The sequence below is a fragment of the Vogesella lacus genome, assembly GCF_979366295.1.
Map to the genome: position 1 here is coordinate 257,833 of NZ_CEETQT010000005.1, position 10,124 is coordinate 267,956.

Genomic DNA, 10,124 nt, shown 5'->3' on the forward strand with positions numbered 1-10,124 from the left:
GATAGTCGCTATTAGTGATTGTTTAGGGATGAAGATTTAAGCAATAAACATCAAACACAGATACTTTTTTAGGGTTTTGATTCTTAAAAACAGGAAATATCAACTTTAAAACCCCAACGATTGTTTTAATTTAACTGTAACAATTTCATCATATTCAGTCGGCAAGCCATCAGATGACACCATATCGGTGACAGACAACCATGAAAAAAGCGGCCCGCAGGCCGCTTTCTTGTCAGCAAAAAGCTGTACTTATTCGCCCAGCACCATCACGGCGTCGGCTTCAACCTGTACGCCTTTTGGCAGGCTGGCCACGCCGATAGCGGCACGCGCCGGGAAGGGCTGGCTGAAGTACTGGCCCATGATTTCGTTGAAAGTACCGAAATTGGACAGATCGGTCAGGAAGGCATTCAGCTTCACGATCTGGTCCAGGCTGCCGCCAGCGGCTTCACATACCGCTTTCAGGTTCTTGAACATCTGGTGGGTTTCAGCCGCAAAGCCGCCTTCCACCACGGTCATGGTGGCCGGATCCAGCGGAATCTGGCCGGACAGGTAAACGGTATTGCCCGCCTTCACCGCTTGCGAGTAAGCGCCAATCGCGGCCGGAGCCTTGTCGGTATGGATGATTTCTTTCGCCATCATTGTTCTCCTTCTTCGTGCAGGAACAGGGTTAACAGTTCATTGAGAAAACGCTGGCCCTTCAGCGTCGGGCGGATATGCGTGAGATCCTGCTCGATCAGCCCTGCGGCCAGTGCCTCGCGCAATTGCGATTGGATACAGGATACAGGCAAACCGGTGCGCTCGCTGAACAGCCGTGATTCAAAGCCGCCAGTCAGCCGCAGCAGATTCATCATGAATTCGAACGGCAGATCCTTGCGGCCAACCTTGTGCTCGCTCTGCAGCGGATTACCGGCCGCCACGGCCTGCATATAGGCTGCCGGCTGCTTGACGCGCATCTGCCGCACAATGCCTTCGTGCGAGCTGATCTTGCCGTGCGCACCAGCACCGATGCCGACATAGTCGCCAAACTGCCAGTAATTGACGTTGTGCCGCGAGAATCGGCCGGGCTTACCGAAGGCCGAAGTCTCGTAATGCACATAGCCGGCCGCCTCCAACCGTGCCTCGATCGCCTCCTGCATATCGGCCGAATCGTCATCGTCGGGCAGGTTTTTCGGCAGCTCGACAGCAAACAGGGTGTTCGGCTCGATGGTCAGGTGATAGGCCGAGATATGCGTGACGCCAAAAGCAATGGCGGTATCGATATCGGCCAGCGCCTCGGCCAGCGTCTGCTGCGGCAGCGCGTACATCAGGTCGAGGTTTACATTGTCGAAATGCGTGAGTGCGATCTCGACAGCACGACGCGCCTCGTCGCCATCATGAATGCGCCCCAGAGCTTTGAGGTGATGCGGTGCAAAGCTCTGGATACCGATCGACAGGCGATTAATGCCCGCCGCACGGTAGCCGGCAAAACGCTCGTACTCGAAAGTGCCGGGGTTGGCTTCCATGGTGATTTCGGCATCCGGATGGATACGCACCCGTGCGCGCAAACCAGCCAGCAACGCGTCCATCGCCTCGGGCGAGAACAGGCTGGGCGTGCCGCCACCCATGAAGATCGAGGTAATCGGCCGCCCCCACACTGCTGGCAGGCTGTATTCGAAGTCACGCAGCAAGGTGTCGATATAGGCCATCTCGTCAAAGCCTTCGCCAACCCGACTGCGGCCAAGGTTGGCCGCATCCTGCACGGCAATGGTCTTGCCCTGCGGCTTGAACTCGTGGGAGTTGAAGTCGCAGTACGGACACTTCTTCACGCACCAGGGAAAGTGGATGTACAGCGCCAGCGGTGGCAACTCCTTGAGGCCGCCTTTCAGCGCAGTCAGATCAATCACGCTCATGCCAGCTGGGCTTTCAGTTTGGCCAGCAACGCCTGCATGGCCTGGCCGCGATGGCTGATGGCATTCTTGGCCTCGGCCGGCAGATCGGCCACGGTACAGCCGTGCGACGACAGCCAGAAATGCGGGTCGTAACCGAAACCGCCATTGCCGGATGGGCTGTCGACCACCTCGCCATACCACGCGCCGTCTACCACCAGCGGCTGCGGGTCGTCAGCGTGACGCACCAGCACCAGCACGCAGTAGTAATAGGCACGGCGGTTGTCCTTGCCTTGCAGGCGCTCGACCAGCTTGGCGTTATTGCGCTCGTCCGACTTCGGTTCGCCGGCATAACGTGCCGACAGCACGCCAGGCTTGCCACCCAGAGCCTCGACGCAGATGCCCGAATCATCAGCCAGCGCCGGCAGGCCGGTGACATGGCTGGCGTGACGGGCTTTTTCCAGCGCGTTTTCGAGGAAGGTGTAATGCGGCTCCGGACATTCCGGCACATTCAGCCGGCCTTGCGGAATCACCTCGATGCCCAGCGGGGCCAGCAAGGCGGTAAATTCTTTGAGTTTGCCAGCGTTATTGCTGGCCAGTACCAGTTTGTCGATCATGTAATGCTCCAACAGACAGGCCCGCCGTAGCGGGCCGTAGTGATGTGTCCATCTTACAGGGATTTGCCGCAGTCTCAAGCCTGCCCTGAAGCCACCGCCGGATCAGGACAATACAATATCACTGCAGATATACTCGATTCACACTACCGTCTGATTGCAAGGTGCCACGCTCATGGCCTATCAAGTTCTGCTGGTCGAGGATGATCTCGAGCTGGCCAGCCTCACCCGTGACTATCTGGCGCGGCACGATATCGATATTTCCATCCAGCCTGACCCTTTGCAAGTCGCAGCACAGTTGGCCGCACAGCCGTGGGATATGCTGGTGCTGGACATCATGCTGCCGGGCAAGGACGGCCTGAGTCTGTGCCGCGAGCTGCGCCCGGTCTACAGCGGCCCCATCGTGATGCTGACTTCGCTGGACAGCGATATGAACCATATTCTCGGGCTGGAGCTTGGCGCCAATGATTACATCCTGAAGAGCACGCCGCCGGCGGTGGTTGCTGCCCGTCTGCGCGCGCAGCTGCGCCAGCATAAACCTGTGCCCACCGCCGCATCAGCCAGCAGCGAAACGTCTGCGACAGCCAAGCTAAAACGTAACGGGCTGCGCTTTGGCCAGCTACGCGTGGATGAAAGCAACCGTGAAGTCTGGCTGGCAGAGGATCGCATCGCCCTATCCACCACCGAGTTCGATCTGCTCTGCTTGCTGGCCAGTCATGCCGGCGAAGTACTGGAGCGCGACACCCTGCTGCGCCAGGTGCGCGGCTTTGGCTACGACGGTTTCGACCGCAGCATCGATATCGCCATCTCGCGCCTGCGCAAGAAACTGGGAGATGAAGCCAGCCCGCCTCGACGCATCAAGACTGTGCGCAACAAGGGTTATCTGTTTTCGCCCGATCAGTGGTAAGCCGCCATGCGCAAGATGTTCATCCAGTTTTACCTGCTGCTGATCAGCTGTTTTCTGGTGGCCGTCGCCTTGGCCGGCCTCGTGTATCAGGAAATCAATCGCAAGAACGGCAATGAAGTCGAAACCCTGCTGGTGCGCAATGCGCTGACACTGGTGGCCAACCACCTGCACGACCTGCCCGCTACCAGTTGGCCGCACGCTCTTGTCGAGATCAACCCCTTGCTGGACTTCCCCGTCAGTCTGATAGCGGTGGCACGCATCGAAGTAGATGATGAGGGCCGCGCCGATCTGGATGAGGGCAATATCGTCTATCTCGAAGACAACCAGACTTACTACCTGCGCCTGCCGGGCAGCACGCAAGCCTTGCAGGCCGACACCTCCGACCTGCTGATTTATCTGCACGAAGTACGTGACCTCGATTATCTGCTGCTCGGGCTGATCAGCCTGTTCCTCGCCATTCCGGTGTTGCTGTGGGCGAGGCCGCACTGGCAAGAACTGCAATTGCTGGATCGCAGCGCCCATGCCCTGCGCCGTGGCGAGTTGCAAACCCGCGTCAGCCTGCCAGCCACATCCGCGCTGCACCCCCTGGCCAACAGCTTCAATGACATGGCCAGTGAAATCAGCCTGCTGCTGGATAGCAAGCAACAGCTGCTGCAAGCCGTCGCCCACGAGCTGCGTACACCGCTGGCCCGCCTGCGTTACCGTATCGCACTACTGGATCTGCCCGAGGACAGTCAGGACCATCTGGGCATCCAGCACGATCTGGACAGCGTCAACCTGCTGATTGACGAGTTGCTGCTGCACGCCAGACTCAGCCACCCCAAACTGGATCTCGCCAGCGACGCATTCTTCTGCAAACCCTGGCTGGATGGCCGCATTCAGGCCCTGCAAAGCCTGCATCCGGGCCTTGGCATCCTGTCGCACAGCTATTGCGAGTCACTTCACGGTGATTTGCGCCTGCTCTCGCGCGCGCTGGACAATCTGCTGGGCAATGCCCAGCGCTACGGCCATGGCCAGATACTGATCGAGGTCAGCTGCGAAAATGGCATGCAGGAGCTGAGTGTGCACGATAACGGCCCCGGCATTCCGCAAGGCGAGCGACAGCGCGTGCTGGAACCCTTCTACCGACTGCCGCAAGACAAGCAGGGCAAGCTGGCTGGCCACGGCCTGGGCCTGGCCATCGTTCAGCGCATCATGCTGGCCCATCAGGGCGAAATCCGCATCAGCGACAGCCATCTTGGCGGCTGCTGCATCACTCTCAACTGGCCGCTACAAAGCGTTACAAATACCAACATGGCGTAACAGACCCGCCTGCCTCACCTGCCTATCATTCACCTCAAGCAAGCCAACATTGCTACCCGATAGAAAGGTGAACGCCATGAAAAAACTGTCCCTGATCTGCACCGGCCTGGTTCTGGCTGTTGCCGCTTCCTCCGGTTTTGCCGCAGATGCCAAGAAACCGGCTTCCGCGCCTGCCGCTGCCGTACCGTCCAAGAAGGCCGAAAAGCACGCGTCCCAGCCTGCGGTAAAAACCCACAAGAAAGTTGAAGTCAAGAAGTAAGCCGTCTTCCAATCTGCTGTTCCCTGATTCTTACGCAAAGGAAATCATCATGAAAAAACTCGTTACTGTTGCTCTGGGCGTTACCTTGGCTCTGGCCGCTTCCACCGGTTTTGCTGCTGATGCCAAGAAAGCCGCTTCTGCTCCTGCTGCTGCCGCTCCAGCCAAGAAAATGGAGAAAAAAGCTGCCAGCAAGCCTGCCGCTGACGCCAAGAAAAAAGTTGAAGTGAAGAAGTAAGCTTTGCTGACTTGAAGCTTGCCTTGAAAGCACTAACGCCATACTGCTGACACAGTATGGCGTCTTTTTTTGTCAATCAGCCGGCCGTGGCAATCAGACTGACTGCCCTTGCGTTGCCAGCATGGCGCGAATAAACAACGCCTCGTCTGCGCCGCTCAGCTCCTTGCTGTCCGACAGCATGCGCCGCCACTGGCGACCGCCCTTCTCGCCGTGGAACAAACCCAGTACGTGACGCGCGATATGGCGCACGCTACTGCCATCCTGCAAGCGCGCAGCGACATAAGGCAACAAGGCCTCAACCACCTTGCCGCGCGACAGCACTTCATGTTCGTCGCCGTAAAACAGCGCGTCCCATTCGGCCATCAGATAAGGATTGTGGTAAGCCTCGCGGCCAACCATCACGCCATCGACATGCTGCAGATGAGCCGCGATTTCGGCATTGGTCTTGATACCGCCATTGATCAGGATTTCCAGCTCGGGACGCTCCTGCTTCAGGCGATAGACATAGTCGTATTTGAGTGGCGGGATCTCGCGGTTTTCCTTCGGGCTCAGGCCTTTCAGGATGGCATTGCGCGCGTGCACGATGAAAGTGCGGCAGCCGGCTTCGGCTACGGTGTCGACAAACTCGCGCATATAGTCATAGCTGTCGATGTGGTCGATGCCGATACGGTGCTTGACCGTCACATCAATGCTGACCGCGTCGCGCATCGCCTTCACGCAATCTGCCACCAGCTTGGGCTCGGCCATCAGACAGGCACCAAACGCCCCTTTCTGTACACGCTCCGACGGGCAACCGACATTCAGATTCACCTCGTCATAGCCCCATTCCTGGGCGATCTTTGCGCAGCGCGCCAGCTCGTCCGGCTCTGAGCCACCCAGCTGTAGTGCCAGCGGGTGCTCGGCCTCGTCAAAACGCAGATGGCGGCCAACATCACCGTACAACAACGCACCGGTCGTCACCATCTCGGTGTAGAGCCAGGTATGACGCGTGATCAGGCGGGCGAAATAGCGGTAATGGCGGTCAGTCCAGTCCAGCATCGGGGCAACGGACAAACGGCGGGACGGCAAGGTCTTGGCAGTCATCAGCGGGTGCAGCTAAGCATTTGAAAAGAGGAAGGATTATCCGGATTGCACCCGCCAAGGTCAATGTTTGCGGCCAAGCTGGCTACAGTTGGCCGCAAGGGCTCAAATTTCCAGCGACTGCTTTTGCAGGTTCACCAGCTCGTTAATACCTTTTTCGGCCAGTGCCAGCAGAGCGTTCATCTCGTCACGGCTGAACGGCACACCTTCGGCCGTGCCTTGCACTTCAACGAATTGGCCACTGCCGGTCATCACCACATTCATGTCGGTTTCGCAGGCAGAGTCTTCGGGATAATCGAGATCCAGCAGCGGCACGCCATCGACAATCCCCACCGAGATGGCGGCAATATGATCACGCAGCGGGTTGGCCGCAAGCTTGCCGGCAGCCATCAACGCGGTAATGGCATCCGACAGCGCAATAAAGGCACCGGTGATGCTGGCCGTGCGGGTACCGCCATCGGCCTGAATCACATCACAGTCAATCTGGATCTGGCGCTCGCCCAGTTTTTCCAGATCAACCACGGCGCGCAGGCTGCGACCGATCAGGCGCTGTATTTCCTGGGTACGACCCGATTGCTTGCCGCTGGCGGCTTCGCGGCGCATGCGACTGTGGGTAGAGCGTGGCAGCATGCCGTATTCGGCAGTCACCCAGCCTTTGCCGGTGCCACGTAAAAATGGCGGGACGCCTTCATCCACGCTGGCGGTACAAATCACCTTGGTGTCGCCGAATTCGATCAGCACCGAACCTTCGGCATGGCGGGTGTAGTGACGGGTAATGCGAACCTCGCGCAAGGCGTCGGCAGCTCTTTGGGAATGGCGCATGGCGTACTCTCGATGGCAAAACGTCATTCTAGAGTAAGCTGCCATTTCGTCCTATTATTCTGGGCTCAAGCCTTGACTGAGCTCACGGTCGAGAATCATGTCCTGGATGTAGTCACTCAGGGCATCACTATGAGTCACTCGGGTATCCAGTACATCGCTCCGCCCCGCCGTATCCATAGCTTCGGGCAGTAGAGTCAAGGCGACTGCGGTCAGATTATCTCCATGCTCGCCGGCTCTTTTTTCTGCCACATTCATCAATACCGGCAAGACCATGCCGGCCAAGCGGCCGGTAAAGACCTTGGCCAGTTCTTCATCGGGAACTGCCGACCACAGCCCGTCACTGCACAACAGGATAGTGGCACCTTCACTCAGGTCGCAGGGTGGTAACAAGGCAATTTCCGGCTCGCCTACCGCGCCAAGGCAGTTGTAGATACGATGTCTTGCCGGATGGGTAGCCGCATCACTCTCATTCAGAAAGCCGGTATCTATCATGCGCTGCACATGGGAATGATCTCGGCTGCGCAAGGCAATCTTGCCGTTCTCCAGCAGATAGAAACGTGAGTCGCCTGCGTAAACTGCATAGACCTTGCCATTTTGCACGACGGCAGCAACGACAGTGGTGCTCGGCACCTCACTCAGACAACGCAGAATAGCGTGATCGATGATTGCCTGGTGCGCGTCGGCAATGGCGGCGCTGAGAAAATGTTTCGGTTGCTCCAGCAGCGGGTAGGCTTGCTGACGAAACTGTTCAAGCAAGACATCAACGGCAATCTGGGCGGCAATCTCGCCATCGACATGCCCACCCATACCATCCGCCACCACCAGCAACAGACTCTCTTCAGTACAGGCAAGGCCAAAACGGTCCTCATTGTTTTGACGGCCGCCGATTCTTGAATCAACCGACACAGAGAACTTCATTTGCGCTCTCCCGGGGTCTTGCCAAACCAGTTACCCGCTTTTTGCCACCAGGACTTTGGCGGCTCAGGGGGGGCATAATTATTGTCCTGCAATATTCGCTGCATTTGGCCAAGACTCGCCAAGCGCTTCATCGGATCCAGTAGCAGACACTCATCAACCAGTGTCAGCAAGGGCAAGGAGTAGTACTCGGCAAAAGCCTTTGTCGCCGGCTCCAGCTTGTCCTGTCGCAAACGCTCGTCAGCCGGCGGTAATCGCCCACCGCCCATCATGCTGTAGATGCACGCAGCCAGACCATAGATATCAGTCCACGGCCCCAGCTTGGCCAGTGCATCGTATTGCTCCGGCGCCGCATAGCCTGGCGTAAACATCGAGGCGAAAGCTTGGCCGGAGCGCCGCATCGTTTGCCGGGCCGCGCCAAAGTCCAGCAACACTGGCGAGCCATTGCGCCGCAGGTAGATATTGGCTGGCTTGATATCCAGATGCAGCAGATGCTGCAAATGGACCTCGCGCAAACCACCGATCAGCTCGGCAAACAAGCGCCGGATTTTGACCTCACTCAAACGGCCGCCCGCGATCTCTACCTCTTTGCTCAGTGGCCGCCCTTCCGCATACTCCATGACCATATAGACCGTATTATTGGCACGAAAGAAGTTGGCCACACTGACAATATTCGGATGCTGGATTGCGGCCAACATCCTTGCTTCTTCAAAAAAGCATTTCAACCCATGCCGGAAAGACTCCCTATCCAGCTCATTGGATATGGTTACGCCACCGTCAGGCAACCGTTTTGTCATTTCCTGCGGCAGGTATTCCTTGATCGCAAACTTGCGATCATGCTGGTCAAGCGCGAGATAGACTTGGCTGAATCCGCCGGCACTGAGCTCTCTTACTATTGTGTACTCTTCAAGCCTGAAGCCTGCGGGAAGAGCACTTTGCTTGGAATGCGTCATTGGCGTTGTTATAGTGTTGTGATCCCTGATCTTTATTGCAGCATCAGGGAGTTCTGCAATTTTATTCTATCTCACAGGACTATCCCATGATCTTAAGCATGACCGGTTTTGCTTCGACTACCCGTGAATTTCCGGGCGGCCTGCTCTCTCTCGAACTTCGTGCGGTCAATCATCGCTATCTCGACATCCAGATTCGTCTGCCTGAAGAGCTGCGCGTCATTGAAGCGGCCATCCGCGATACCATTGCCGGCAAAGTCAGCCGCGGCAAAGTCGAATGCCGTATCGGCATCAGTCACAATGAAGCCGACAGCCAGACACTAGAACTGAATCACGACACCGTACGTCAGCTGCTGGCGATGGCGACTGAAGTTCAGAGTATTGCCCCGCAAGTTCGCGACCTGGGCATGGGTGAGATCCTGCGCTGGCCTGGCGTACTGAAAACCAACCCGCTCCCACCTGAAACCTTGCAGCAACTATGTATCAATGCCCTGCAGCAGGTCCTCGAAGATTTCCGTGCCACTCGCGCACGAGAGGGCGAAAAACTGGCCAACGTACTGCATGATCGAATTCAGGGCATGCAACAGATCATCACCGACATCAAGCCTCGCCTGCCCGTAATTCTGGAAAACTACCGTGCCAAACTATCTGCACGCCTGCAAGAAGCCCTCGGAAACATTGATGACGATCGCATCAAGCAAGAGTTTACACTGTTTGCCCAGAAGATTGATGTCGACGAAGAGCTGGAGCGCCTGAATACTCATCTCAGCGAAATTCGCCGCATCCTGAAAACCGGCGGTCAAGTCGGCAAACGGCTTGATTTCCTGATGCAGGAACTCAATCGCGAAGCCAATACTCTCGGCTCTAAGTCTGTATCGACAGAAACCACGCAAGCTTCAGTCGAATTGAAAGTCTTGATTGAACAGATGCGCGAGCAAATCCAGAACGTGGAGTAACATTCCAGCCATAGTAAGCCGTTGCTCCAATTGTATAAAAGCCCCGCCTGTCGGGGCTTTATTCGTTTCAACTCATGTCATCTCGTAGCAACTGTAATGACCCACTAAAAACCTGCACAGGTCATAATTCACACAGGAGCACGTGATGAGCATGACCATGGAAGACGATATCAAACGCTGGACCGCCAAGCGCAAAGCCGCGCTGGTGATGGAGATCAT

At 57.0% G+C, this 10,124-nt stretch carries 12 protein-coding genes; 5 read left to right on the forward strand and 7 right to left on the reverse strand.

Annotated elements, in window-relative coordinates; all coding sequences use genetic code 11:
* Positions 1–249: 249 nt before the first annotated feature.
* From ACZ9W6_RS08770 to rdgB, 3 genes are read right to left on the reverse strand one after another with little or no spacing between them, the layout of a single operon-like run.
* Positions 250–636, reverse strand: coding sequence for a RidA family protein (locus tag ACZ9W6_RS08770; protein ID WP_465190736.1), 387 nt, complete (start codon positions 634–636; stop codon positions 250–252).
* On the reverse strand, positions 636–1,889 hold the full coding sequence (hemW, locus tag ACZ9W6_RS08775) for a radical SAM family heme chaperone HemW (RefSeq protein ID WP_465190719.1): 1,254 nt from the start codon (positions 1,887–1,889) through the stop codon (positions 636–638). The genes ACZ9W6_RS08770 and hemW overlap by 1 nt, the downstream gene beginning before the upstream one ends.
* The gene (gene rdgB / locus ACZ9W6_RS08780; protein WP_465190720.1) at positions 1,886–2,482 is read right to left on the reverse strand and encodes an RdgB/HAM1 family non-canonical purine NTP pyrophosphatase; all 597 of its coding nucleotides are present in this window, start codon (positions 2,480–2,482) and stop codon (positions 1,886–1,888) included. The genes hemW and rdgB overlap by 4 nt, the downstream gene beginning before the upstream one ends.
* A gap of 172 nt (positions 2,483–2,654) precedes the next feature.
* Here rdgB and rstA point away from each other — a divergent pair, with 172 nt between their 5' ends.
* The 4 genes from rstA (at position 2,655) to ACZ9W6_RS08800 (ending at position 5,182) form a co-directional block, all read left to right on the forward strand.
* On the forward strand, positions 2,655–3,386 hold the full coding sequence (rstA, locus tag ACZ9W6_RS08785) for a two-component system response regulator RstA (protein ID WP_465190721.1): 732 nt from the start codon (positions 2,655–2,657) through the stop codon (positions 3,384–3,386).
* Positions 3,387–3,392: 6 nt separating this feature from the next.
* A complete protein-coding gene (locus ACZ9W6_RS08790; protein ID WP_465190722.1) occupies positions 3,393–4,688 on the forward strand; it encodes an ATP-binding protein in 1,296 nt (431 codons plus the stop codon).
* Positions 4,689–4,764: 76 nt separating this feature from the next.
* Positions 4,765–4,947, forward strand: a complete 183-nt coding sequence (locus ACZ9W6_RS08795) for a hypothetical protein (RefSeq protein WP_465190723.1) — start codon at positions 4,765–4,767, stop codon at positions 4,945–4,947.
* 49 nt (positions 4,948–4,996) lie between these two features.
* Positions 4,997–5,182: a hypothetical protein gene (locus ACZ9W6_RS08800; RefSeq protein WP_465190724.1), complete on the forward strand. Its 186-nt coding sequence runs from the start codon at positions 4,997–4,999 to the stop codon at positions 5,180–5,182.
* Between the two features lie 93 nt (positions 5,183–5,275).
* On the opposite strand, the gene dusA is transcribed toward ACZ9W6_RS08800, so the two are convergent.
* The 4 genes from dusA to ACZ9W6_RS08820 form a co-directional block, all read right to left on the reverse strand.
* Positions 5,276–6,265, reverse strand: coding sequence for a tRNA dihydrouridine(20/20a) synthase DusA (gene dusA, locus ACZ9W6_RS08805; RefSeq protein ID WP_465190725.1), 990 nt, complete (start codon positions 6,263–6,265; stop codon positions 5,276–5,278).
* Positions 6,266–6,367: 102 nt separating this feature from the next.
* Entirely contained in the window at positions 6,368–7,084 is a 717-nt protein-coding gene (gene rph / locus ACZ9W6_RS08810) for a ribonuclease PH (RefSeq protein ID WP_465190726.1), read from the reverse strand.
* 54 nt (positions 7,085–7,138) lie between these two features.
* Positions 7,139–8,002, reverse strand: coding sequence for a PP2C family protein-serine/threonine phosphatase (locus ACZ9W6_RS08815; RefSeq protein WP_465190727.1), 864 nt, complete (start codon positions 8,000–8,002; stop codon positions 7,139–7,141).
* Positions 7,999–8,952, reverse strand: coding sequence for a serine/threonine protein kinase (locus tag ACZ9W6_RS08820; RefSeq protein ID WP_465190728.1), 954 nt, complete (start codon positions 8,950–8,952; stop codon positions 7,999–8,001). Before ACZ9W6_RS08820 ends, ACZ9W6_RS08815 begins: the two co-directional genes overlap by 4 nt.
* Positions 8,953–9,038: 86 nt before the next feature.
* Between ACZ9W6_RS08820 and ACZ9W6_RS08825 the strand changes: the two genes are divergently transcribed.
* Positions 9,039–9,905: a YicC/YloC family endoribonuclease gene (locus ACZ9W6_RS08825; protein WP_465190729.1), complete on the forward strand. Its 867-nt coding sequence runs from the start codon at positions 9,039–9,041 to the stop codon at positions 9,903–9,905.
* Positions 9,906–10,124 lie beyond the last annotated feature (219 nt).